At 70.3% G+C, this 24,391-nt stretch carries 24 protein-coding genes and 2 pseudogenes; 6 read left to right on the forward strand and 20 right to left on the reverse strand.

The genetic code is table 11. The features are described 5' to 3' along the window. Positions 1-10: 10 nt before the first annotated feature. Positions 11-820 carry an IS5 family transposase gene (locus tag RNL97_RS31790; protein ID WP_390332835.1) on the reverse strand — a complete coding sequence of 270 codons (810 nt, stop codon included), beginning with the start codon at positions 818-820 and terminating at the stop codon, positions 11-13. A gap of 158 nt (positions 821-978) precedes the next feature. Here RNL97_RS31790 and RNL97_RS31795 point away from each other — a divergent pair, with 158 nt between their 5' ends. Further along, positions 979-1,359, forward strand: coding sequence for a hypothetical protein (locus RNL97_RS31795; protein WP_313751524.1), 381 nt, complete (start codon positions 979-981; stop codon positions 1,357-1,359). Between the two features lie 321 nt (positions 1,360-1,680). On the opposite strand, the gene RNL97_RS31800 is transcribed toward RNL97_RS31795, so the two are convergent. The 5 genes from RNL97_RS31800 to RNL97_RS33200 form a co-directional block, all read right to left on the reverse strand. Continuing rightward, positions 1,681-2,592 (reverse strand): phosphatase PAP2 family protein, encoded by a 912-nt coding sequence (locus RNL97_RS31800; protein WP_030586070.1) that lies wholly within the window; start codon positions 2,590-2,592, stop codon positions 1,681-1,683. 92 nt (positions 2,593-2,684) lie between these two features. After that, positions 2,685-3,641, reverse strand: a complete 957-nt coding sequence (locus tag RNL97_RS31805) for a hypothetical protein (protein WP_243316118.1) — start codon at positions 3,639-3,641, stop codon at positions 2,685-2,687. Beyond that, positions 3,638-3,979, reverse strand: coding sequence for a PadR family transcriptional regulator (locus RNL97_RS31810; protein ID WP_313751525.1), 342 nt, complete (start codon positions 3,977-3,979; stop codon positions 3,638-3,640). Before RNL97_RS31810 ends, RNL97_RS31805 begins: the two co-directional genes overlap by 4 nt. Before the next feature lie 156 nt (positions 3,980-4,135). Beyond that, complete coding sequence (locus tag RNL97_RS31815) at positions 4,136-4,327, reverse strand: PfkB family carbohydrate kinase (RefSeq protein ID WP_050500106.1); 192 nt, start codon at positions 4,325-4,327, stop codon at positions 4,136-4,138. Between the two features lie 114 nt (positions 4,328-4,441). Beyond that, positions 4,442-5,128 (reverse strand): recombinase family protein, encoded by a 687-nt coding sequence (locus RNL97_RS33200; protein ID WP_463674044.1) that lies wholly within the window; start codon positions 5,126-5,128, stop codon positions 4,442-4,444. 435 nt (positions 5,129-5,563) lie between these two features. On the opposite strand from RNL97_RS33200, the gene RNL97_RS31825 reads away from it, so the two are divergent. Beyond that, on the forward strand, positions 5,564-6,235 hold the full coding sequence (locus RNL97_RS31825) for an outer membrane protein assembly factor BamB family protein (RefSeq protein WP_398867039.1): 672 nt from the start codon (positions 5,564-5,566) through the stop codon (positions 6,233-6,235). 178 nt (positions 6,236-6,413) lie between these two features. Here the strand turns inward: RNL97_RS31825 and RNL97_RS31830 are convergent. The 12 genes and pseudogenes from RNL97_RS31830 to RNL97_RS31880 all read right to left on the reverse strand — a co-directional run. Then, positions 6,414-6,517 (reverse strand): annotated as a pseudogene (locus tag RNL97_RS31830) (IS5/IS1182 family transposase); the annotation flags it as partial. A gap of 59 nt (positions 6,518-6,576) precedes the next feature. Beyond that, positions 6,577-8,010 carry a hypothetical protein gene (locus RNL97_RS31835; protein ID WP_313751527.1) on the reverse strand — a complete coding sequence of 478 codons (1,434 nt, stop codon included), beginning with the start codon at positions 8,008-8,010 and terminating at the stop codon, positions 6,577-6,579. Beyond that, positions 8,007-8,348, reverse strand: coding sequence for a hypothetical protein (locus RNL97_RS31840; protein WP_313751528.1), 342 nt, complete (start codon positions 8,346-8,348; stop codon positions 8,007-8,009). Before RNL97_RS31840 ends, RNL97_RS31835 begins: the two co-directional genes overlap by 4 nt. A 6-nt stretch (positions 8,349-8,354) precedes the next feature. After that, positions 8,355-8,609, reverse strand: a pseudogene (locus RNL97_RS33170) (hypothetical protein); the annotation flags it as partial. 367 nt (positions 8,610-8,976) lie between these two features. After that, positions 8,977-10,791 (reverse strand): glycoside hydrolase family 2 protein, encoded by a 1,815-nt coding sequence (locus tag RNL97_RS31845; protein WP_313751529.1) that lies wholly within the window; start codon positions 10,789-10,791, stop codon positions 8,977-8,979. A gap of 54 nt (positions 10,792-10,845) precedes the next feature. Beyond that, on the reverse strand, positions 10,846-11,472 hold the full coding sequence (locus RNL97_RS31850; RefSeq protein ID WP_030586059.1) for a hypothetical protein: 627 nt from the start codon (positions 11,470-11,472) through the stop codon (positions 10,846-10,848). A 5-nt stretch (positions 11,473-11,477) separates the two neighbouring features. Beyond that, positions 11,478-12,314, reverse strand: coding sequence for a carbohydrate ABC transporter permease (locus tag RNL97_RS31855; RefSeq protein ID WP_030586058.1), 837 nt, complete (start codon positions 12,312-12,314; stop codon positions 11,478-11,480). Beyond that, complete coding sequence (locus RNL97_RS31860; protein WP_243316124.1) at positions 12,311-13,285, reverse strand: carbohydrate ABC transporter permease; 975 nt, start codon at positions 13,283-13,285, stop codon at positions 12,311-12,313. Before RNL97_RS31860 ends, RNL97_RS31855 begins: the two co-directional genes overlap by 4 nt. Continuing rightward, positions 13,282-14,619 (reverse strand): ABC transporter substrate-binding protein, encoded by a 1,338-nt coding sequence (locus RNL97_RS31865; protein WP_313751532.1) that lies wholly within the window; start codon positions 14,617-14,619, stop codon positions 13,282-13,284. Before RNL97_RS31865 ends, RNL97_RS31860 begins: the two co-directional genes overlap by 4 nt. Before the next feature lie 150 nt (positions 14,620-14,769). Beyond that, entirely contained in the window at positions 14,770-15,498 is a 729-nt protein-coding gene (locus RNL97_RS31870) for a cupin domain-containing protein (RefSeq protein ID WP_030586047.1), read from the reverse strand. Further along, positions 15,492-16,415 carry a DUF6807 domain-containing protein gene (locus RNL97_RS31875; RefSeq protein ID WP_030586045.1) on the reverse strand — a complete coding sequence of 308 codons (924 nt, stop codon included), beginning with the start codon at positions 16,413-16,415 and terminating at the stop codon, positions 15,492-15,494. Before RNL97_RS31875 ends, RNL97_RS31870 begins: the two co-directional genes overlap by 7 nt. Then, complete coding sequence (locus tag RNL97_RS31880; protein WP_030586043.1) at positions 16,412-17,557, reverse strand: Gfo/Idh/MocA family protein; 1,146 nt, start codon at positions 17,555-17,557, stop codon at positions 16,412-16,414. Before RNL97_RS31880 ends, RNL97_RS31875 begins: the two co-directional genes overlap by 4 nt. 268 nt (positions 17,558-17,825) lie before the next feature. Between RNL97_RS31880 and RNL97_RS31885 the strand changes: the two genes are divergently transcribed. From RNL97_RS31885 to RNL97_RS31895, 3 genes are all read left to right on the forward strand, one after another. Then, positions 17,826-18,869 carry a LacI family DNA-binding transcriptional regulator gene (locus RNL97_RS31885; RefSeq protein WP_243316500.1) on the forward strand — a complete coding sequence of 348 codons (1,044 nt, stop codon included), beginning with the start codon at positions 17,826-17,828 and terminating at the stop codon, positions 18,867-18,869. Positions 18,870-19,763: 894 nt separating this feature from the next. After that, a complete protein-coding gene (locus RNL97_RS31890; RefSeq protein WP_050500105.1) occupies positions 19,764-20,465 on the forward strand; it encodes a response regulator transcription factor in 702 nt (233 codons plus the stop codon). Then, complete coding sequence (locus tag RNL97_RS31895; protein WP_243316127.1) at positions 20,462-21,625, forward strand: sensor histidine kinase; 1,164 nt, start codon at positions 20,462-20,464, stop codon at positions 21,623-21,625. Before RNL97_RS31890 ends, RNL97_RS31895 begins: the two co-directional genes overlap by 4 nt. Positions 21,626-22,134: 509 nt before the next feature. Here RNL97_RS31895 and RNL97_RS31900 read toward each other — a convergent pair. Further along, on the reverse strand, positions 22,135-22,923 hold the full coding sequence (locus RNL97_RS31900; protein ID WP_030586033.1) for an SDR family oxidoreductase: 789 nt from the start codon (positions 22,921-22,923) through the stop codon (positions 22,135-22,137). A gap of 38 nt (positions 22,924-22,961) precedes the next feature. Further along, positions 22,962-23,324 (reverse strand): nuclear transport factor 2 family protein, encoded by a 363-nt coding sequence (locus RNL97_RS31905; RefSeq protein ID WP_243316128.1) that lies wholly within the window; start codon positions 23,322-23,324, stop codon positions 22,962-22,964. Positions 23,325-23,402: 78 nt separating this feature from the next. On the opposite strand from RNL97_RS31905, the gene RNL97_RS31910 reads away from it, so the two are divergent. Further along, on the forward strand, positions 23,403-24,197 hold the full coding sequence (locus RNL97_RS31910) for a MerR family transcriptional regulator (RefSeq protein ID WP_243316130.1): 795 nt from the start codon (positions 23,403-23,405) through the stop codon (positions 24,195-24,197). The last annotated feature ends 194 nt before the right edge of the window (positions 24,198-24,391 follow it).

The following is a 24,391-nucleotide window of genomic DNA, read 5'->3' on the forward strand; positions in this document are numbered from 1 at the left end:
ACTGATCGTTTCAGAATGCCGCCCGGAGGTTCCGAAGACAGATGATGCCGCAGGCGAGTTGTAGTAGTCCGAGGTGAAGATCAGCACGCATCTCGTAGCGGATCCGGAGTCTCTTGAACTGGTGGAGCCAGGCGAAGGTGCGCTCGACAACCCAGCGGGTCTTGCCCAAGCCGGAGCCGTGAGGGGCACCGCGGCGGGCGATTTTGGGCGCTATGCCTCGGCGCCGGAGAAGTCTCCGGTACTTGTCGAAGTCGTAGCCGCGGTCGGCGTACAACCGTTGCGGGCGATGGCGCGGCCGTCCGCGTAGTCCACGAATGCGTGGGATGGCATCGATGAGCGGGATGAGCTGACTGACATCGTGTCGGTTGCCACCGGTGAGCGACACTGCGAGAGGTGTGCCCCTCCGGTCGACGACGATGTGGTGTTTGCTTCCTGGGCGGCCCCTGTCGACCGGCGGTGGTCCGGTGTGAGCTCCCCCTTTCAGACTGCGGACGTGTGAGCCGTCGATGGCACAGTCGTCCATCTCCAGCAGTCCGGCCTTTCGCAGCTCGGCGAGGATCGCAGCATGCAGGCGTGGCCAGACGCCGGCCTCGGTCCAGTCCCGTAGACGACGCCAGGCTGTGCCCCCCGAGCAACCTATCTCCTGACGAGGTACATCACGCCAGGCTGCACCCGTGCGCAGGACGAAGAGGATGCCTGCCAGGGCGGGCGGTGCGGTCGTCTGTCCGGCGTCGTCCCGGATGTTGATTCCGCCGCTGCGGAGGGGTGGCAGAATCGGAGCGATGCGGGCCCACAAATCGTCGGGCACGAGATCTCTGATCACGTCGAGATCGTGGCGGAAGAAGCCCGACCGGCGGGTCTGTTCACCAGCGAACTCGCTTGATGAGTGTGAGCGGACAGCAGGGATTCTGCAGTGCCCCGTGATCTGAAGCCCGACTTCTTGCTACTTGCTCGTTTCTGAGACTGGGGTGGGCGAACGTGCTCGTGGTTCTTGTTCTGGCAGCCGGGGCTGTCGTGTGGGCGGTAGCGCTGTCGGTGTCTGACGTGCGGAGCCGGCAGCGGCGGATCTCTCTGGAGGTCCCGTGTTCCGGGTACGGGCCGGGCCGGTTCTCCTCGGATGAGACGCGTTATCACTTGGGACCGGTCGTGCACGAAGGGCGCGTGATAAAAGGCTCGCTCTACGGGAAGCAATTGCGGATCTCAGTCGGCCAGGCCGTGAAGGTGGAGCTCGACCCGCGAGAGCCGACCCGCATGTATCTGCCGGACACCATGCCCCTGTTCGCACACAAGGTGGCAGCCCTTTTGTACGGGGGGCTGGGAATCGCCCTGATTGGGGTTGCGTTGGCGATCGGCATGTGAGCGCATCAGCATGACGGTCGGGGGTGGACCGCGGCGGTGCTCTGGCCACCACCTCCACGACGCGCTCGCTCCTGGCCGACTCTTCAGAGACGGCAGGCTCGGACATATTTCCACCGAGCGACGGAGACCACGTCCGAGCCTGCAGCCAACGTCTGACTACGACGCTTCATTGTGAAACGGTCAGTTATTGACCGGACTGCGGGAGGATGCGCCGGGCGGGAGCGCAACCCCGCTCGGGCGCGGACGGCTTCCACGACCGAGCGGTGGGCGTTGGACCGTCGGTAGCCGGGATGCGCCGGTGTCCCGGGGTCTGCCGGGTGGTCAGTCCGATGCGGGGCGTGCGCGGCGTGCGGGCCGCCCGACTGCGGCGTACCAGATCAGGACCGCACATATGAAGGCTGTCGCCGCGGAGACCAGCGACCTTGTGAGGGTGTCGTTCCGTGCGCCGGAGACGAGGGCGACGGCCAGTGCCAGCGTCAGGGTGATGACGGGCAGCGCACGAGGGCTCCGCGCGGCGCCCGGCGCGGCGGCCGACGGCAGCAGCCAGGTCGCGAGGCCATAACAGGCGCAGGCCAACAGCGTGGCTCCCAGCACTTCGCTGGGCCGGTGACCGCCCATGGTGGCGGTGGCGGCGGCGATGCAGGCGAGCCACAGCACACCGGCCGTGGCGACGTAGGGGCGGATGCGGGGGGAAACCACGAGGACGACGGCGAGCGTCAGCGCGGCGGGGATGGCCGTGTGCCCACTGGGGAAACCCTGGTCAAGGAGATTCTCGGGTGCGCCCACCAGATCGGGTCGGGGCATGGTCGATTTGAACCCCTCCTTGCCCCCGATCGTGAGAATGACGACCCCCAGCGCCGCGCACCCGGATCGCCAGCACCGCCGCACCAGGGTGAGGACCACGATGACGGCCAAGCCCGCCATCACGGTGGGCTCGGCGCTCAGTTCCATCGGTGGGATGGGTGTCGACCCGTAGGGCGATCCTGACAGGGGGTAGATCCATGCTTCTTCGCCCCCCTGCACACCGAGTCGGAACAGGGCGTTCTCAGCTCGTTGCCCCCACGGGGTGCAGACGGCGAGCAGGTAGACCGTCAGGAACCCCAGGGTGTACAGCAGAGCCGGCATCCACGGCCGTGCCGTTCGCGACGGGCTGGTGTCGTCGGGGGCTTCGGACGCCTGCTTCGAGGCCCCCGGACGGTACGCGGGCAGGGGCGGAGAATCGTGCTGGGTCATTTCTCTGTTTCTTCCGTTGGAAGGGGGCGGTCACGCGCGTCTTGCGGCACTTCGGGGGCCCACGGGTTCGGTCGGCCGCACCGGGGGCGCTCCTATTCGGTGTGCGCCAGTCCCTGCCGCCGCTGGGCCGTGAACGCCAGGGCGGGGAGGGGCGCGGTCAGCAGGATGAGGACGGCCAGGTCCGGGAAGGACTGCATGAAGGCGTCCGGCCGGACGACGATCGCCTGCGTGCGGACGGTCGCGACCGCTGCGACGGGGATCAGCCACCGGTGGTCGCCGGTGGCGTCCGTCGCCACCCACGCGGCGATCAGTGCGATGACTTCGAGGGCGAACAGGCCGCGCTGGAAGGTCGGACTGACGGAGATGATGTGCAGGCTCCCGGCAATGAACATGGCGAGCACGAGCGGGGCCAGCCAGCGGTACGAGCGGCGTCGCAGACGGCTGGGTCGGCAGAGCGCCAGCACGGCGCACGCGGCGCACAGGGCCCCCGAGAGTGCCAGGTCACGGGCCGTTATCGGGGTGCCGAGACCGTAGTAGCCCAGGCCCGCCTTGCCTTCGTCGCCGAAAAGGGTGCGGCCGTGGGACGTGGCGCCGGCCCAGATCATGGCTGCCGCGGCGGGCAGCGCGATCCAGGATCTGCCCCGAAGCAGAGCGATCAGGCAGACCAGCGGGAGCAGCCCGTAGGGCAGCAGCCGTATTCGCGTGGGTCCTTCGGCCCACGGGTACCAGCCGGAGAAGCGGAAGGCCATGGCGTGCTGTCCGGGGTCGATGTGCAGTGCCCAGTGCCACACGTCCTGCAAGTACGGAACCAGAGCCAGCGCGGCGAGGACGAGGGCGGCCATGTGTATGCCGTCCAGCCACCACGGCCGAGTGGTGTCGTCAACGGTGGCACGGGCGCGGGCCTGCACCCCGGCGCGCACCAAGGCGGCAACTTCCCGCGGCGGCGGCCAGGAGCGGCCGGGATAGGCCTCGGCCAGGCAGGCCAGCACCTCCCCTCCCTGCCGGGAACGGTAGGACTCGGGATAGGCCGCAAGCAGCAGACGATTCATGCCGTGGCCGCTCCGGCACTCCGCGAGTGTCCGATGACGACGGCCGCCGCCTGCTGCATCCGCAGCGCCTCCCGGCCGAGCGCCTCGGTGCCGTCCTCGGTGAGCCGGTAGTAGCGCCGAGCCCGCCCATCCACGATCTCCTCGTCGCCGGGGGCCACCAGCCCGGCCCGCTCCAACCGTTCCAGCGCGCCGTAAAGAGTGCCGACAGCGATCCGGAGTCGCCCGGCGGTGGCCTGCTCGGCAGCCTTGATGATTCCGTAACCGTGCAACGGGCCGTCCAGGAGCGCAGCGAGGATGAAGTACTGCGGTTCCGTCAAGGGCGGTTTCTGTCTGGTCATGAGCCGAGCATATATCGAGCTACGTAATATATCTGCCAGCCCTGGGTTGCCCGGCGGCGTCTCCACGCCTGCGGCGAGCGTCACCCTCTCCCGGCCGGCACGCGCGACGGCGCTCTCCTCGGGGGGCGGCGGATCACCTCACTGTCGGACGGTTGGCTAGGCGTCTGCGCGCGGGGTGGACAGAGCTGCGGCGGCACTGGCCCAGCGTGCCGCGTACAGCGGGTCCTTGCCCTCTGCCAGGGCGACGGCAAGGGCGCGGCAGAAGGTGTCGCTCGCCGCTGTGGTGCCGATCGAGTCGACGGAGAACGAGGGCACATGACGGTGGCTCGTGCGGTCGACGAGCAGCACGCCGTCCCCGTCGAGGGCACGATCAGGTCGCCGTGGCGTGTGAGTGTCCGGGCGGCCGGTGCGCCCTCGCCGCCGAGACCAAACGCCGTCCCGTCATCGATACCGTCTTCCCGCTCACACGATGCCGGGACAGTGAGCAACGCGATCGCCGGTTGTTTCTGATGCCGCACGGCGCCCCACGGGAGGAGGGCCATGGCAAGACCGCGGCGGGGGCGCCTCTACGCCACGCCTGCGCATCCGGTACGAGATGCGTGCCGACCTTCGCCTCGGCCTACTCCAACTCGCCTTCGGCATCATCTGCTTGAGACGCCTGCGAACCTCATCCGAAACGAACAGTCGGTCAGCGGTGAGCTTCGGTCGGTGACCGCCGACCCGGCCGCGGGCCCGAGCGGAGGCGAGCCCGCAGTTGGTGCGGGCCACGGTCAGTTCGGCCTGCAGCTCGGCGAGCACTGACAGCATCCCGAACATGGCTCGGCCCTCCATGGTGGACGTGTCGATGCCCTGCTCGATGACGTGTTCCTGCCGGCCCGATCGCCCGCACACGCTGACACGTCGCGCCTTCCTCACCACCTCCGGCGCCGGTCTCACAGGGCTGGCTGTCTGGGCCGTGGCCCGTGCACCGAAAGCACCAGGCACCGGCGCCGAGCAGGACGGTCCCGTACTGGAGGCAGGGTCAACACACCCCGGCCGGGAGCGCTGGAGGCTGACCGGCCGGGACGACAGAGCGGGTGACGTCACGTCCGCCCTGCTCGCCGGGGGCACGGTGCTGGTGCACGGGGCGAGACCAGGTCCGGCCGCCACACAGGGACTGGTGCGCGCCGTGGGTGCCGAGGGCGGGGCGAGCCTGTGGCAGGACGACAAGGCGCCGGCGCGCGCCGCTCACGACTCGCTCTGGGGTGTCGCGAGCGGCCTGCTCATCGCCCCGGAGCTCCTGGACAGAGTCCACGACGTACGGACAGGAGACCCACGGCTGCCGCAACAGCCATGGCGGGGGACCGTGAAGTGGTTCGCCGTCGCGGACGGGAGGCTCGTCACGCTGGGCGACGACGGTGGATCGACGGACGACCGGGTGCTCCGCTCGCTCGCTCTGCCCTCGGGTGGCTCGCGCGCCACTGGCGGACCCCGCACCCACGAAAGGGAGAGACACGTGACTGGCGAGCGCCCGCGGTCTCCGGCACCAGACTCCTCCTCGTCCCGGACACCGGGGCGCTGGATCCTCGGGTCTTCTGCCTCGACGTGGCCACAGGCCGGGAATGGTGGTCCTACCCCGGGCTCGGCAAGACCGGGCAGTCCCAGGCCGCGCCGGTCACTCCGCCCGCGCCGGACGGCCGTGGCGGCGAGCGCTTCGCCCTGCTCAGCGACGCCGAAGAACTGCACCTCATCGACGTACGCACCGGCGACCGCCTGCGCAATGGACCGCTGAGCCTCACCGCCGGGAACGGTGCCACGGCCCTCGGGCATGCCGCCGGTACCGGTCTGTTGGTCGCCGCCGGGGAGGACCTGATTGGTTTCAGCCCCGACAGCGGAAAGCGGCTGTGGAGCCACCCCACCGCCGGGCTCGACACCGGTTGGCCGTCGCTGCCCGGGGGTGGCAGACGAGGCCCCGTCGCGCGGGACGGGGTCCTGCTCAGCTGGCTGGACGCCAGAACCCTGCAGGCACTCGACCTCGCGGACGGCGGACGGCAGCTGTGGCGGACGTCGTTCGACGCCATCGCACGCTGCCCGCCCGCCATCGGAGGCGACATGGCTTACGTCACGGCCGGGCAGGTGTGCCGGGCACTGGGGCTGCGCACGGGGAGAGTGCTCAAGGAATGGCCGGTGGACGAGGCAGTCACATGGCTCGCTGCCGACGTCAGGTGGTACGCCGTGGTCGGCGCCTCGTCCCTGCGGGCGGTCAACGCGCCCTGACAACCTGGCCCGCACGGCGTTCCGGTCGGGCCCCGCTGACGAGCGCCGTCCGACGTGGGATGGGAGGCGTCTTGGCAGGGCCGACTTGCCGCAGAACCCGCATTCCGCCGTGACCGCCTCGAAGGCCCGCGCGTCACCGGCCTGCCCTGCGGTGACATGGACGGATGGACAGAGGCCAGGTGCGGTACTTCCACGTGGTGGCTTCCAGCGTGCGGCGGTGACCAGCCCACCGTCGTCCAGGACCGGATCGGCCGGCATCAGCGGCTCGATCCGGTCCCGCATCGCATCAGTGATCACCAATCGGACAGACGCATCCGATCAACCCGGCAAGGAGCCACGCTTCAGGTGAAACGCAGCCTGTTCTTAGTGGTGTTGCGCGCCACGAAGAGCGTGAGGAAGGCCTGTCCTGCCATGGCGCCGACGCGGTGCTCGCGGCCGTAGTAGGTGTTCTCACCCGACGCCCCGTAGGTGCGCCCGTCGGTGAAGCGGGCCATCAGGCGCAGCTGTTCCTCGTTGTGCAGCCGCTCCCAGGTGGCCGCGGCCGGATCGATACCGGTGTCCTGGGCGGTCAGGGTGACCAGCAGGTCGAAGTTGCCGAAGTAGAACGGGAAGTGCGTGCCCCAGTCGTTGCCCTCCGGGTAGTGGATCTGACCGGAGCCCGGCTGGTAGATGGTCTTCACCGTGCCGTCCGGGGCGGTGAAGGGTTTGTCGACCAGGGCGGAGTAGACGCGGGTGATGTTGTGCAGCGCGGCGCGGGGCGCGCTGCGGTCGGCGAGGCCGTACACGAAGCCTTCGTAGAGGCTCTGGTCGAAGGCGACCATGTAGAGCGGATGCAGGATGTTGTGGTTGTCGAGGGTGCCGTCGTCGGCGATGTTGGTGCCGCGCAGCCAGCTGGAGAGCCTGATGCCGTTGATCGTCGTGGTGCCGGTGAGGTCCGCGGGGCAGGCGGCGGCCGCGAGCAGCAGTTCGGTGTTGCGGCGCTTCCACGCGGTGGCGCGCGGGTGGCGGGGCATCATCACCTCCGCGAGTGAGAGGACGGCGGCGCTCCAGTTGTCCTCCTCGGCCTTGCTGTCGCCCGGGGTGACCACCGTTCCGTCTCGTCGCTTCTCATAGAGCTGGTGGCCGCTGGCGCCGACCAGGAACAGATCGTTCCCGGTGGTGAGCCGGTCCGCCTCCCAGGCGGTCATCGCGGCGATATCGCGCCGTGCCTTGTCGTCCAGCTCGTCCCAGAAGATCCAGCCGGCGAGCGCCGTGTAGTACGCCCAGAGCGCGGTCTGCCAGCCGTTGCCCCAGCGGGTGGCCGGTGTGGTGTTGTTGGCCAGGTGCCGGGCGGCGAGTGTGCGGATGAGGTTGCGGGTGCGGATGGTGGCGTTGGCGGCGGAGAGCGCGGCCGGGTCGTAGACGCCGGTGACGAGGGCGGTAGCGGCGGCGACGGCGGCCATCGCGGGCAGCCGGATCGCGCGCTCGTCGGTGCCCTTGAGGTCGATGTAGCCGTCCGGGAGGTACGTCCGGTAGGTGGACGCGTACCACGGGCCTATGAGGTAGCGGGAGCTGCCGGCCAGGATCTTCCTCACGCGTCGCCCCGCCGCGTCCTGGGCGGGGTAGGAGCCCAGCCGCTTCCAGTCGACCGGTACGACGCCCCCCTCCGCGGCTTCGCGCGGGACGGCCGCGTCCTGGGCGCGCGCGGTGGCGGGCAGGCCCAGCGCGGCGGATGCGCCGAAAGCCAGCGAGGTGGTGAGGAGCCGACGGCGGGTCGGGCGGTGCGGAGATGTCATGCGGCGCTCCCGTGGGGCGAGATGCGGATGATGTTCCGTACGGTCTTGATTTCGTACCGGGTCCGTCCGGCTCCCGGTTCGCTGTCCAGCTGTGAGGCGCCGGCGCCGGTGGCGAGGCGCGGTTCTCCCCGGGCGTCGCCCCGCATCTCCTCGATGAGGGCGATGAGGACGGTGAGGCCCCGTCCGGAGGCCTCCCGGGCCGCATGGTGCGCCGGCTCCGCGAAGTGGGGCGTCGTGAGGTCCGGGACGGCGAACGCGATCAGGCCGCTGTGTCCAGTGCGCAGTCGGCGGGCCGACGCGTTGGGGCGGTAGCCGAGCCCGCCGACGGCCTCCATCACTCGAACGCGGGTCGCATCGGAGACCCGAGGCGCATGGCGTGCAACGTTGGACACGGTTTGCTGGAGACCCCGGCCCGCTTCGCCGCATCCTTGAACGTGACCGCCCCCATTCACCAGCCTTCCAGCCTCGCTTTCCTCGATTATGCACGGTGGAAGGCGCGTTGTCCGCCCCCCGGAGGGCGACGAAAACCCTGCCGAACAAGGGTTCAGCTCGGGGACACACATCGTGTTGCAACGTTGGAATAGCGGCATGGCGACCATGCCGGATCACTGGCGGGCCGCAGGTTCACACCACCGCTGCAAGGTCTTCGACCGTCTCCCGTCGCACGAGAGGCTCTCGATGGCTCCGCACCGCCCGAACTCCCCGCTGCGCAAGCTCCGCGGCTTCCTGAGATCCGCCGGCGCCGTACTGGTGCACAAAGGCGGACCGTTCGTCTTCCACGATGCTGTCCACCAGTACGGCAGGCCGTGCGGCTCGTCCCCGCCGCATTCGGCACAGCGGCCTCTACGAGGTCGGCACGCTCGGCACGCGGGGAACATCATGGGCTACCCGCTACCCGCTACCCGCTACCCGCTACCCGCTACCCGCTACCCGCTGTCGCCGGGGGCCGCAGCGCCGACGCCCCGCTCAGCCCCGCCGCGGCCGGGTGAGGATCGTCCGAAGATCGGGCAGCGGGATCTTCGGCCGCCGGTCCGCGGTGAACAGGCCGTTGGTCTCCTGCTCGGTGTCGGTGAGCTGGGTGAAGCAGAAGCCCGCGAGAGGCGAGTCGACGGCGGCGGCCACCAGGCAGTCCAGCCGCTCGGCGTAGTCCTCGGGGCTCGCCACGGTGTCGTACCCGAACCACTCCTCCCCTTCGGCCGGTTCGAACGTCGTCCCGCCGAACTCGCTGAGCACCACGGGCTGACCCTGGTGCCGCACCCCGGGGAGCAGGAGCCGCTTCGCGCCCGGCCAGGGATCGGTGAACTCGCCGCTCCGCAGGGAGGCGTGACCGTACCGCTCGCGCAGGATGTCGGCCCGCTGGGTGTAGTCGTGCACCCCCCAGATATCGGCGGCAGAGATCTCCCACCCGTCGTTGGACACCGTCGGGCGTGACGGGTCGAGTGCCTTGGTGAGGTGGTACAGCGCATCCATGAAGTGGCGCTGCTCCGGCACGTGCGCCGGGTTGGGCGTGCCCCAGGACTCGTTGACCGGCACCCAGGCGACGATCGAGGGATGGCTGAGGTCGCGCGAGACCGCCTCGGTCCACTCGCTCAGCACCCGCTCCACGGTGGTCGTCCCGAAGGCGAACGCGGACGGCATCTCGGCCCACAGCATCAGACCCAGGCGGTCGGCCCAGTAGAGGAAGCGGGGGTCCTCCAGCTTCTGGTGGACGCGCAGCCCGTTGAGCCCCGCCTCCTTGGCCAGTTCGGCGTCCCGCCGCAGTTCGTCGGCGGTCGCCGCGAGATGGGAGTCGGGCCAGTAGCCCTGCTGGAGCGCGAATCGGAGGAAGCACGGTTTGTGGTTGAGCTGAAAGCCGCCCTCCTCCCAGCCGATGTCCCGTAGACCGAGGTAGGACGTCAGACGGTCGAGGGTCGCGCCCCCGTCTCCCTCCGCGGCCCCCGCGTCCGTCAGCGTCACCGTCGCGTCCACCAGGTGCGGGTGGTCCGGGCTCCACAGCAGGGCGTCGAGGTCCTGGGCGTGGCGCAGCGCGGGAACCGCTATCTCGAACACCGTCTCCCGCTCGTCCGCCAGCACCCGCTGTTCCGCCAGCAGCCGTTCGCCCAGCCTCAGCGCTACGTCCACGCGCACCGCGCACCCGGGCCAGCGGCTCAGCCGCAGCGCGCAGCGCACCCGGGCGTGCGCAACGTCCGGCGTCCAGTGCAGGGTCGTCACGTGCAGGTCCGGCACCTCCTCCAGCCACACCGGCTGCCAGATCCCGGACGTGCGGTGGTACCAGATGACGTGCGGGGCATCGCGCCAGTCCTGTTTGCCGCGCGGCTGCGTGACGTCCAGCGGCTGGTCCTCGGCGCGCACGACGAGGACCTGCTCCCCGCCCGGCTCGACGGCGTCGGTCAGATCGCACGTGAAAGGCGTGTGCCCGCCCTCGTGGTACCCGACGGGGCGGCCGTTCAGCCACACCTCGGCCCGGTGGTCGACCGCTCCGAAGTGCACCAACAGCCGGCGCCCGGCCGGGGGAGCGGTCACCTCGACGCTGCGCCGGTACCAGAGCACCGGGTGGTGCGAACTGTCGCCGATGCCCGAGGCTTTCGACTCCGGCGGGTAGGGCACGGTGACGGTCGCCGTGTACGGGGAGGTGGTGTCCGGTTCCATCCAACGCTCGGCGCGCCCGCGGTCGGTGTCGTCGTACGCGAACTGCCACGGGCCGCCGAGGTCGCGCCAGTCCGGGTCACGGACGAGCTGCGGGCGCGGGTGGCCCGCGAGGTCCAGGTGGGTCAGGGGCATGCGAAGAACTCCGGTGGTGGGGAACGAGGGTGAACGGGGGAGGGGAGACGACCGTCAGGCCGCCTTCGCGCCCCCGGCGGAGCGGATCTCCACCGCGGCCGCGGCGAAGGCCAGCGGCCCCGGCAGCAGGGGCACCAGCAGCGGCACCGACCAGGCCAGCAGCGCGGCCAGTACCACGGCGGCGGCCAGCAGCGCGCTGCCGCGCGGGTCGCCGAGCGAGCGGGCCAGGCTCTCGCGGGCGGACAGCTGGTGCGGTGCGTCCAGCGCGGTGGCCCGCAGTGCCACGAGGGCGGTGGCGAGTACGGTCAGCGCCAGCGCGGGCGCCACCACCGCAGCTCCCGGCAGGGCACTGCGCACCAAGGCGGCGTCGATCAGCACGACCGCCACGAGCAGCGGCGGGAGCAGCCCGGCAGCCAGCGAACCGACGGTGACCCGGGCGCGCAGGCGGCGCAGATACCCGGCCGCCGTCACCGGGGCCCTGCCGCTCGCGCCGTCCCGCAGCGTCGCGGCCCCGGCGGCGAAGGCTGCCGGAGCGGTCACGATGGGCAGGCAGGCGAGTGCCGTCACGAGGCCGACGAGCAGCATGTCCGCGAAGAGGGTGAACCCACTGCCGAAGAGTTCTCCGGGCTCACGGCGGTCGGCCGGGCGGAGCGGGGCGAGGCGGGCGGGTGCGTGGGTCATGGTGCTCAGCCCTTCAGACCGGTGGTCGCCATGCCCTGCACCAGATAGCGCTGGAAGACGAAGAAGAACAGCACGATCGGCAGCACGGAGATCACCGACATCGCGAACATCGGCCCGTAGGCGGAGGTGCTGGACTGGTCGACGAAGGAGCGCAGGGCGAGGGTGATGGTGAACTTCTCCGGGGCGAACAGATAGATCATCTGCGTGAAGAAGTCGTTCCACGTCCAGATGAACGTGAAGATCGCCGTGGTGATCAGCGCGGGCCGGGTCAACGGCAGCGTGATCGACAGATACGTACGGAACGGGCCGCAGCCGTCGATCCGCGCGGACTCCTCCAGCTCGCGCGGCAGCCCGCGCATGAACTGCACGATGAGGAAGACGAAGAACGCCTCGGTCGCCAGGAACTTCGGCAGGATCAGAGGCCAGTAGGAGTCCACCATGCCGAGCTGGTTGAAGATGATGTACTGCGGGATCAGCACCACGTGATGCGGCAGCATCAGCGTCGCCACCATGAAGGCGAACATCACCCGGCTCATCCGGAACCGCAGCCGGGCGAAGGCGTAGGCGGCCAGCGAGCACGACAGCACATTGCCGAGAACGGCCCCCGTGGCGATCAGCAGCGTGTTGCCGAGGAGACGGCTCACCGCGACCCCGGAGACCCCCTCCAGCGCCGTCGTGTAGTTCGACCACTCCAGGCTGCTCGGCCACAGGTCCAGGCTGGTGACCACCTCCTCGGCCGGCTTGAGCGAGGTCGCCAGCAGCCAGGCCAGCGGATACAACAGGACGAGCAGCCCCAACAGAGCGAGCGTGTGCGGCGCCCAGCGCCTGACGGCGAGATTCATCGCCCCTCCTCGTCCGCGTAGAAGACCCAGGACCGGGACGTCCTGAAGAGCACCAGCGTGACCACGCCGATGGCGATCAGCAGCAGCCAGGCCATGGCCGCCGCGTAGCCCATGTGCGAGGCGGTGAACCCGCGTTCGTACAGATACAGCGTGTAGAACATCGTCGAGTCGGCGGGGCCGCCGGTGCCGCCGCTGATGGCGAAGGCCGGGGTGAACACCTGGAACGACTGGATCATCTCCAGCACCAGGTTGAAGAAGACCACCGGCGAGAGCATCGGCACCGTGATGGAGACGAACTGCCGCCAGCGGCCCGCCCCGTCCAGCGCCGCCGCCTCGTACAGGTCCGGCGAGATCTGCTGGAGACCGGCCAGGAAGATGACCATCGGCGCACCGAACTGCCACACGGTCAGCAGCACCACGACGAACACCGTCAGATCGGGATCGCCGACCCAGCCGCCGCTGTCGACGCCGATCGCCCCGAGCAGGTCGGGGACCGTACCGCCGTCGTTGAAGAGCGCCCGCCACACCAGGGCGACGGTCATGCTCGCACCGAGCAGGGAGGGTGCGTAGAAGGCGGAGCGGTAGAAGGAACGGCCGCGGCCGAGATTCTTGAGCAGCATCGCCGCGCCGAGCGCGAGGACCAGCTTCAGCGGCACGGCGACCACCACGTACAGCAGGGTCGTGCCGACCGAGCGCCAGTAGCGCGGGTCCTCGGTGAGCATCTCCGTGTAGTTGCGCAGCCCGACCCAGCGCGGCGCCTCGAAGAGGTTGTAGTCGGTGAACGAGAGATAGAGGGACACCGCCATGGGGACGAGCGTCAGGACCGCCGCCCCGAGCATCCACGGGGTGAGGAAGACGTAGGCGGGCCACTGCTTCTCCCGCCGGACGCGGCGGCGCTTGGGGCCTCCGGGCCGGGGCGGTCCTGGCGCCCGGTCGGCGCCCGCGGGCGCCTTGGCCGACACCGTGCTCATGACCGCAGCTCCCGCTTCGCCTCGTCGATCAGTTCGCGCGCCGCCTGCCGGGGGGTGGCCAGGCCGTACATGACGCGTTGGTACGTGCGGTTGAAGGCGGTCTGGATCGCCACGTCGCCTCGCGGTGGCGCGGTCGGCGGCGCGTCCAGGCCGTACTCCTCCATCCGCAGCGCGTACCGGTAGATGTCCAGCTCCGCCCCCTTGAGCGTCTTGGCGACGCGGGCGGCGATGGTCCGGTTCGGGGGAGTGGACCGGGAGAAGCCGAGGATGTCCCCGGCTCTCGGGTCGTTGAGGAGAAAGTCCACCAGCGCGGTCGCCTCCTTCGGATGCTCGGTGTGCGCCCCGACGCCGAGGAGCATCGACGGCTTGAAGTACGCGCCCTGGCGGCCGCCTGTCGTCGGTACGGGCGCGAACCGCACCTGCTCGCCGAGCAGCGCCGGATAGCCGGGGAACGGCGCGTCCCAGGTGAAATCGGCGGCGGCCAGCCGACGGCCCATCGGGGATGTCTCGGTACTGGTCGCCTGGGAGGTGTCCTCGGCCCGCGCGACGACCCCGTCGTCGCGCAGGTCGTCGCAGAAGGTCCAGAACTCCGTGAGGTCGTCCTCCGTGAAGCCCAGCCGGGTCTGGCTCGCGTAGAGCCGGCCGCCCCGGCTGCGCAGCCACACCTCGAAGACGTCCTCGTTGACGCCACCGTCGTTGGCGCCGCCCACCGTGCGCCCGTCCGGCGCCCGCTCGCCCAGCGCGGTGATGCGCCGGTTGGCCGCCGCCCACTCCCGCCAGGTCCAGCCGGGGTGCGGGGTGGCCACCCCCGCCTTCCTGTACAGCCGGGTGTCGTACGCGAATCCCGTGATGCCACGGCCCATCGGCAGGGCGTACTGCTCGTCCTCGTATGTCCCGGTGCGCACGAACTCCGCGTCCATCTCGTCGCTGCGGATCGCCCCCTCGGACAGGGCAGCGGAGAGCGACAGGAGCGCGCCGCCGCCCGCGTACTGCGACACCTGCCGGTAGTCCAGCTGCGCCACGTCCGGGATGCCGCCGCCCGCCGCCTGGGTGGCGAGCTTCTGCATGTACGAGCCGAAGTCGGCGTTGGAGGTGGCGACCCTGACCCTCGGGTTCTCCTTCTCGAAGAGACGGACGGCTCGTTCGGTGCGTTCGGCACGGTCGTCGTTGCCCCACCAGGAAAAGGTGAGCGTGACGCCTTTGGACGAGCCGCCGCCGGTGGCGGAGCAGGCGGACAGCGACCCCGCCAGGGCGGTGCCGACACCGGCCCCGGCGGCGGCCAGGAAGGCGCGCCGGCCCGGGAGATGGCGTCGGCACTCGGGGGGCTCGGACATGGTTCCCTCCAGGGGAGGAGAGTCGGATGGGGAGGGGCCCCGACGAGGGGCGATGGGCCCGATGAAGGGCATGAGGCCGGGGGCCGGCGGACGATCGGCGGGCCGGATGCGCCGGCGGGCGGCCGGCGCGTCCGAGGGCTCGACGGGCGGTCAGATGCCCTGGTACACGGCCAGCCGGCCGCACATGCCGAACCGGCCCGTGGCCGTCGGTCCGGTCGAGGCGACCCGGGCCCCGTCGAGATGGTGTACGTCCTGCTCGCGCAGCGCGTCGAGATGACCGCCGGTCGCCCGGGCGGCGGCCTCGGCGCCCTCGCGCCACCGCCGCTCCCAGTCGTCCAGCCGGGGCCGCACCAACGCGGCGGCCGCCCGCTGGAAGTCGGCCAGCGGACCCGGGGCACCGGCCTCCGTGGCCGCGCGCAGCTCCAGGAACTGCCGGGTCGCCAGGTCGCGTCGGGCCCGGGCGACCCGCGCCTGTTCCGCCTCGGGGAGATCGGCGGGGATGCGGACGGCGTCCGCGTACGTCGCCTCGTCGACGAGCCGGTCCGGCGGCAGGGTGAGGACCGCGTCACCGGCCTCCGGCAGCCCGCTGTTCTGCATCACCACGGTGATCTCCAGACCGCCGTCGTTCACCAGCCGGTGGATCGTGCCCGGGGTGAACCAGGCCACCACGCCGGGCTCCAGTGGCGTCTCCCGGTAGCCCGAGGTGGTCAGCGTCTGGACCGTCCCGCGCCCGGCGGTCACCACGTACCCCTCGGTGCAGGCCAGATGGAGATGCGGGGTGCCGCCGCCGGGCAGGCCCTCCACGGTCGGCCAGTCGTAGACGCTGAGCCGGGACACCCCGACCGCGCCGGGGAAGCCGTCGTACGCCGAGGTCACCACGGGTGCGCCTCCAGGTGGGCGGCGACCCGCTCCCGGTCCCAGGCCCCGTCGGCCACATGGACGCGGTAGCCGCGGGTGAGCGCGTCGCCGGGGGCGAGGACCAGCTCCTCGGAGAAGGCCCAGGAGGGGGCGACTGCGGCGAAGGGACCGTTGCGGACGAACCAGTGCGCCGGGTGTGTTCCCTTCTCTCCGAGGTGGTCGTTGGAGCGCGCGTGTTCGAAGACGACGGTGGCGTGGCCGTCGCGCCCGTCGTGCTCGCCGCTGTAGGCCAGCCACGCGGCCTGACTGCCCATCAACTCCGTTGCTCGACCGTCGTTCTCGGCGGTGAAGACGTGGCCGTCGCGGAAGGCGCGCGGTCCGCGCCAGAAGAGCCCGGTGTACCCGGCGGCGGGGCGGCCGTGCGTGGTCGGGCTTCCGAAGCGCAGCGGCACCTCGCGCCGGTTGGTGATCGAAGACCTCCAGGTCAGCGACCAGATGCCCGTGTCCTCGTCGACGTCACGGACCTCGACGCGGCGCTCCTCCTCGGCCCACAGCGCGCCGTCGTGCGGGTGCCAGGTGAGGTGCTCGGCGATGACGGCGCGGTCGGGCGCGACGGCCACCTCCTCGAAGGCGACGTGGCTCATCGAACCGATCCGGTCCGGCAGGGCGAGGTATCCCTCGCCGTGCACGTAGGTGTTGCCGCCCCACAGGTTCTGCCCCGACAGGTGTGAGGCCGTGAGCTGGAGCCCTTTGTGCCAACGGTGGTCGTTGGGGCGGTAGCCGGTGACCGTCGCACCGGACAGTGTGCGGATCGGGTGCAGATACGGCTTGGGGGCCTCCCAGTCCGCTTCGGGCCGGTAGACGTAGGAGAGCAGGTCCGTCGTCCCGTGCGAGACGGTGATCCGGTCCCCGTGGACGTGGATCAGCGAGAGAGTCATGCGCGGTCCTCCTCAGGGACGCCCGCCGGGGCCCAGCCCGGGGCGCCGCCGTGCAGTGCGGTGTAGTAGGGGTCGCCCGGGCCGATCTCCCCCGCCCGGACGGTGGTACCGGTGAACGCGGATTTGTACAGCGCGGTGATCAGCTCCAGCGTCCGACGGCCGCCCCCGCCGCTGGTCCGGTGGCGGCGGCCCTGGGCGATGTCCTGGACGAGAACGCGGAGCTGGGCGAGGTGGGAGCTCGGTTCGTCGGCGCCGAAGTCCCGCCACTCGCGTGCCGTCTCCACCGGCACGCCGGGCGCGGGGGTGATGCGCCAGTCCGCGTTGCCGTAGCCGTACAGATGCGTCAGCTCGACCGTGGCCAGCTCGCAGTCGATACGGATGCGGCTCACCTCGTCCGGGCTGAGCACGCTGTTGACCAGGGTGGCGACGGCGCCCGAGGCGAAGCGGATCTGCGCGGTGGAGACGTCCTCGGTCTCCACGTCGTGGACCAGGCGCGCGACCATTCCGTGCACCTCGGACCATGGGCCCAGCAGGTCCAGCAGCAGATCGGTCTGGTGGATGCCGTGGCCCATCGCCGGTCCGCCGCCCTCGGTGGCCCACCGCCCGCGCCACGGCACCGCGTAGTAGGCGGTGTCGCGGTACCAGGTGGTCTGGCAGTGGGCGACCAGAGGCCTGCCCAGCGCCCCACGTTCCAGCAATGCCCGGACATGCCGCGCCCCCGAACCGAATCGGTGCTGGAAGACGATGGCCGCGTAAGGATCGCCCGGGCCACCGGTCCCGGCCGCCTCGATCGCGTCGTAGTCGGCGAGCGACGGGCACGGCGGCTTCTCGCACCACACCCAGGCGCCCGCCTTCAGCGCGGCCACGGACTGCTCGCGGTGCACGGCGGGCGGGGTGCACAGCACGACCAGGTCCGGCCGCACCTCCGCGAGCATCGCCTCCACGTCTGTGCCGTGGTACGGGATCGACTCCTCGACGGCGAGGAGACGAGCCGCCGCCTCGACGACGTCCACTGCCGCCACTACCTCCACCCGCCCTTCGGCGGCGAGCGTCCGCAGCGCGGGCAGGTGGCTGGTGCGGGCGATTCCTCCCGCGCCGACCACGGCGGTGCGCAGCGGGGAGGGCGAGCGGTGCGCAGACATGAAGCCCCTCTCGTGAGGCGGTCGGGACGGGGTGGCGAACGGCGGGCGCGTGTGCACGTGACGGTCCACGCGCCCGGGGCAGCCCGGCGGGGTGAAGCCGTTCGGAGGCCGGGAACGGCCTGGCCGAACTCCTCTGTTCCAACGTTGTAACCGCCGTGTGTCTCCGAGGTCAACCCTCCGTCGACAAGGAATCCGCGGACCGTCCTACCGGGGACAGGAGGCCCTGAACGGTGCATAATCAAGAAAGGCGAAGATGGGGGGACGGTTCATGGCGGCGGTCACGCTGAAGGACGTGGCGGAGCGCGCAGGCGTATCGATCAAGACGGTGTCCAACGTTGTACGCAACGCGCCACGGGTCTCCGAGGCGACCCGGAGCCGGGTGCTGGCGGCGGTGGGGGAGCTGGGCTACCGGCCCAACCCCTCGGCCCGACGACTGCGCACGGGCCGCAGCGGCCTGATCGCGCTCGCCGTCCCGGATCTCGGTACTCCGTACTTCGCCGAACTGGCGCACCACGTCGGACGTGAGGCGTCGTCGCGCGGCTTCACCGTGCTGATCGAGGAGACCCGGGGCGACGCCCGCGAGGAACTGCGTCTGGCGACCGGGGTCGGTGCCTCGCTGCTGGACGGGGTGATCCTCTCGCCGCTGCGGGTGTCGCCGGGTGATCTCGCGCCGGTGGCCGACGAGTTCCCGCTGGTGCTGCTCGGTGAGCGCGACTACGGCAGCGGCCAGGTCGTGGCCGACCACGTGCTGATCGACAACGTGGCCGCCGCCCGGGAGGCAACCGCGCACCTCGCGTCGCTCGGTCACACCAGGATCGGGGCGATCGGCGCGGACGAACAGCGGTCGGCCACCAGCAGACAGCGTCTCGAAGGCTTTCAACAGGCGCTGCACGAGGCGGGGTTGACCTATGACCCGAGACTCGCAGCGCGCGTAGGCGAGTTCGACCGGACCAACGGGCTCGCGGCCATGCGCAGGCTGCTCGAACTGCCCGCAGCCGCCCGGCCCGACGCCGTCTTCTGTTTCAGCGACCTGCTCGCCGTGGGCGCCCGCAGAGCGCTGTACGAAGCGGGCCTCGACGTTCCCGCAGACGTGGCGCTGGCGGGCGTGGACGGTTCGGGGGAGGCACTCTACGCGACGCCTTCGCTGACCTCCGTGGTTCCCGACAAGGCGGTCATCGCCGCACTGGCCGTGGACTGTCTGGCAGCCCGGATCGGTGCCGAGGGTCCCCTGCCGTACGAGGTCCGCATCGCACCGCACCGGCTGGAGGTACGGGAGTCCACGGACGGGGTGCGACGGCCTCTGCCCGGGTAGCGGCAGCTCCTCCCGCGACGGAACGCGGAGGGCTCACAGACGTCGCCACCCGGACGGGACCGGCCACCGGCCGCGACCGGTTCTCCGGCAGCCGGGCGAGCACCGTCGTCACGGGCGGCGCGTCCGTCTCGGGGTGGTGCTGGAGCAGTCCAGCCGCCGGGTCCGGCTCACCGATGCGGGAGCGGTGCTGCTGACAGAGGTGCGTGCGCTCCGCGCGGCGGAGTCCGCCGAGCGCCGTACCCGGGAAGCAGCCGAGCGGCGGGCGCGTATCGCCCTGGCGGTCGAAACCACGGCCGAGTGGCCTCGGGGAGAGGCCCCACCCCGTCCTCCCCGCCCTCTGAGCGGAGGCGTTCTGCCGGTCCGTACCGGCTACTGCCGCCGCATCTCCGCTCACCGCCGCAATGACGTGCAGCGTGCGCTGGAAGCTGCGGAGGGCCGTATCTCTTTAAGCTCTCGCAACGTCCCTGCGATTTGACTGCGGGGGCTGGCCCACCTGGGGTCCGCAGAGAGGATTCATCATGCAACTCAGGCGAACCTGGGGACTCGGTCTGGTTACCGCCGCAGTGCTGATCGGCGGCGGGGCGACGATTGCCCATGCTGCGTCCGGCGCCTCCCACCGTGGCGGGGACCGCCCCGCGGTGGTTCTGCCCGAGAGGGAGGGCGCGGGCAGCTCGGCGGGGGACTCACAGGCGTACCCCCTGCCCGAAGAGGACCGTCCCGGTACGCCTGCCGGTGATGAGACCTACCGCCCCTGATCCGGCACTGCTTTAAGGTAGCCCGGTGCCGGGACGGCCACCCCGGCACCGGGCGCGACAGTCTGCGAAGCTACCGCCGGGCCACCCGTCATGGATGGGAGGGCCCGGAAGGACTGCGGGGGACGGGAGGAGCAGGGACGTGAAAGTCCTTGTGGTGGAGGACGAGCCTCTGCTCGCGAAGGCGCTGCGAATCTGTCTGCAGCGAGACTCGATGACGGTCGACGCGACCGGTGACGGGGGAACAGCTCTGGAATTGCTGGAGTGCAACGACTACGACGCCATGGTGCTCGACCGTGACATTCCGGTCGTGCACGGTGATGAGGTATGCCGGCGCACTGTCCACGCGTATCCGCAGGTAGGGGTGTTGATGCTGACCGCCGCTGGTCGGCTGGATGACCGCGTGGCGGGTCTGCGACTCGGCGCGGACGACTACCTGGCCAAGCCTTTCGAGTTTCCTGAGCTCATTGCCCGGCTCCGGGCGATCTCGCGACGTACGGGACCCCGGCTCCCCACGCTGCTCCAGGCCGGTGACCTGGTCCTTGACCCCTTCACTCGCCAGGTCTCCCGCTCCGGCTTCCCACTGAGCCTGACCAATAAGGAATTCGCCGTCCTCGAACAGCTTTTACGTGCAGGCGGCGGAGTGCTGAGCGCCGAGGACATTCTTGCCAAGGCATGGGACCGAAACGCCGATCCCTTCACCAACTCCCCCCGGGTCGTCATTTCCACCTTGCGTCGCAAGCTCGGCCACCCCTGGCCCATCGAGACCGTTGCCGGCGCCGGGTACCGCATCATCCCCGAGCAGGCATCGCGTCCTCAGAAGGATCAGGACTTCCCCCGATGACCTCTCGGCGATTTTCGGTGAAGGCCCGGGTCACCATCGTGTTCGGGGCGATGCTCACCATCAGCGCCGCCCTGCTCATCGTGCTGGTAGTGGTTCTTATGGCGTACGTGCCGCAATACACCCTCACTCCGGTCGACGTGACGCTCGTCCCCGGTCAGGTACCGAGTTCGACCAGGTCATCCAGTGACCCCATCACCGTGTCGAGCCCCGGTGACCTCCTGCGCCTCCTGGCCGTTTTCTCCTCTCTCGCCTTTCTCATCGTCATCGTGATCGGCGCATTGCTCATGCGTGTAGTGGTCAGCCGCGCTCTGGCGCCCCTCGCCGACATCGACGCCGCGGCACGCAGCGCGGTCGCCGGCGACCTCAGTTCCCGCGTGGACGCTGGGGGTCCGTCCGATGAGGTCACCAGCCTCGCCCGCTCGTTCAACGCGATGCTGGCCCGACTTGAGAGATCTTTCGACGCCCAGCGCCAGTTCGCTGCCAACGCCTCGCACGAGCTCCAGACGCCGCTCGCGGCCGGTCAGGCAGTTATCGACGTGGCCCTGGGCGACCCGGATCTGGGCCATCTGCGCGATGTGCTTACTGATCTCCGCCAGCTCAGCACCCGCAGCACACAGACAGTGAGAGCGCTCCTCGATCTTGCAGCAACGGAGGACGGCGAACTCAACCGGCAGAGCGTCGCGCTGGACGCCGCAATCCACCAGGTGCTGAGTGAACACCGACCCCGAGCAGCCGACGCGGACGTCGAGCTACGAATCTCCTCAACCCCCCCAGCCCAGGTCAAGGCCGATCCGGTACTGCTGCGGCTGATGTTGGACAACATCGTCAGCAACGCCATCCAGCACAACACGAGGCCCGGAACGGTAGACGTCAGTCTCACGGTCGACGCTGAGCAGGCTCTCTTCAGCATCAGCAACTCCGGACCCGTCCTCTCCGCCGAACAGGCTGCCCAGGTCACCCAGCCGTTCTACCGGGCTCAGGGCCGGACGGTCAGCGTCACCGGGAGAACTGGACGCGGTCTGGGCGCCGCGCTGGTCGCCCGTATTGCGGAGCGACACAGCTGGCCGTTGGGCGTGACCGCGCGACCAAACGGCGGTCTTCTTGTCAGTGTCCGGATGCCTTGTGGCCCATGCCGGAGGACAGTCCTGAAAGGCCGTTGAGCTCGCGCCGGCACACGGTCCTCCAGTAGCCCTTGCCTCCAGACGGTTTGGCTCACAAGACGTCTTCCCCCGGGCACCGGGGGACGTCAGTAGACGAGGTGCTCATCGGGCTGAGTACCCGCGCGCCACGAACCGAGGGCATTCCCGGCATGATGGACACCTCCTGGGTCAGTCCGGGGCCCCACGGACCTTCCGGGTGCATCGGCGACCGGTTGGGCGGATGGCCCGTCTGACGTGCGTGGTCGTGTGTTCTCCCCGCGGTAGTCAACAGGGCGCTGCCTGCCGGGCCACCCTGAGTGCGCGCACACGTAAACCGGTGACGGGCAGCCGGTCTGAAGCCGCGTGGTGCGATCTCGACGACCAGGCCGAGCGCCGGAAGCGCGACGACGGTGCCGTCGACGCGCTTCTCGGTGTTGCCGGGCAGCGTCTGGGAGTCCTCCTTGTGAAGATGGGGGTTCCGCCGTCGAGTCGAGTTGTTGGCGAGTGGCTGCTCGGAGCCGGCGCCTGGTTCAGACGGTCGGGACGGTGCCGCCGTCGATCACGTACTCGGCGCCTACGATTGCCGATGCGCGGTCCGAGACCAGGAACCCGACCAGGTCCGCGATTTCCTCGGTGTTCGCGAATCGTCCCAGGGGTACTCCGCCGAGGGAGTCGTAGATGGTCTGCTTGGCCGCTTCACGCGTGAGTCCGTTGCCCTCGGCGATCCGGTCCACGAACCTCTCGTAGGCTTCGGTCTCGATTCCGCCGGGGCTGATTGCGTTGACCCGTACGCCGCGCGGCGCGAGCTCATTGGCCAGTCCCTTGCTGTATGTGCGCAGCGCGGCCTTCGCTGCTGCGTAGGCCAAGGACGCGTCGTACTGGGGCAGCTCGCGCTGGATCGAGGTGAAGTGCAGCACCACGCCTGACCCGGACCCGATCATTGCCGGGAGAAGAGCTCGATCCAGGCGCACCGCTCCCAGGAGATTGAGGTTCAACTCGGTGAGCCACTGGTCATCGGTGATGACAGCGAATCCACCGGACGGCGTCGACGCCCCGCCGACGACGTGCACCAGGATGTCGAGTGTGCCGCCGGTCTCTGCGATGCGAGCGGCTACGGCGCTGGTTCCTTCTATCGTCAAAATGTCCGCTTCGATGAAGCGGTCAGGGTGCTCGTACCCGTCGGGCATCGTTCGCGCCGTCACGTAGACGTCGGCACCCATCTCGCGCAGTCGATCCGCGACGGCCTTGCCCGAACCCTTCGAACCGCCTGTGACCAGCGCCCGGCGGCCGTCGAGACGATCGCGATCTGAACCAGACATTCTTCTCTCCACTGAGGATCGAGGTAGCGCGGGTTCGGTCAGGCGGGGTGGTTGGCGATGACGAGTTCGGCGATGAGGTCGTCGCGCAGCGTGAACCGGTAGTCGAGCTCGGCGATGCCACCCGGGAAGGTGCCTTCGAGCCGCACGGTTACCACCCAGTGGGCGTCATCGACGCGGTGAGCGCCGATCTGCTCGGTCGTGTATGCGAACTCGGATCCGGCGTCCCGCAGGAACGCGTGGGCCTCCTCCCGGCCGCGGAAGGTCTCGCCCTGGTCGACGACCACCGCGTCCTCGGCGAGGAACGACGAGGCGGTGTCGGCGTCGCGGACGACGTGGGCGGCGAAGAACTGGCGCACGGTGGTCGGGAGCAGATCGGACGGGAGATCGGTGTGCTGTGTCATGAGCCCACCGTGTGACCTCACGGCGCGGGAGGGTCAAGCCGTGGACTCTCCCCCAGGGGGAGCGTTCAGAATGAGGGGATGCTGACCATCGGCGAGTTCTCGCGGCTGACCCACTTGAGCGTGCGGACCCTGCGCCGCTATCACGAGGCGGCCTTGCTGGAACCCGCCGTGGTGGACGAGACCACCGGTTACCGCTACTACGGCGTCGACCAAATCCCGACCGCGCAGGTCATCCACCGGCTTCGCGAGCTCGATGTCCCCCTGATCGATGTGCAGCGGATCCTGCGGACCCCCGACCCCGGCGTCCGGGCGGCCCTGGTCGCGGACCACCTGCAACGCCTTGAGGACGTGCTCGACCGCACCCGGGCCGCGGTCGTGTCGCTGCGCCGCCTGCTCCGGCCCGACCCGGCGCCCATCGACGTCCAGCTGCGTGCGGAGCCCGCCCGGACGGTCGCGGCGGTGGAGGCCGTGGTCGGGCATCGCGACATCGAGACCTGGTACGCAGGCGCGATGGCCGAATTGGAGGCGGCCGTCGGCGCCGACATGACCGGACCGCCGGGCGGCAACTACGACAACGCCCTTTTCGAGCAGGAGCGCGGCCACGCGGTCGTGTACCTGCCGACCGCCACCCCACCTCGCACCGGGCGCGTGCACCCCATGATCCTGCCGGCCGTGGAACTGGCCGTCACCACCCATGTCGGCGAGCACGACGGCATCGAGGTCACGTACGGCGAGCTCGGGGCCTGGGTGGTGGGGAACGCGATGTCGGTGGCCGGGCCGGTGCGGGAGGTCTACGTGGTCGGCCCCCGTGACACAAGCGATCCCGCCGCCTGGCGCACCGAGATCGGCTGGCCGGTCTTTCGTGTCACCTGAAGCGGTCAGTGCGGGGCGGAGGCTTGGAACGACGGGGCGCACGCCTTGAGCCTCGCGCCTTCCCGAGCGGGGGCGTCCGGCACGGAAAGAAGTCCTCTCCAGGCGAAGAAGCGTATCGGGTCGTACGCGCGTTTCCGCATCGAGGGCGGCGGCCGGATGGTGGTCTCGCAAGCCGTGGGCGTGCTGCTGGCCCC

The sequence above is a fragment of the Streptomyces parvus genome, assembly GCF_032121415.1.
GTDB classification, from domain to species: Bacteria; Actinomycetota; Actinomycetes; order Streptomycetales; family Streptomycetaceae; genus Streptomyces; species Streptomyces globisporus_A.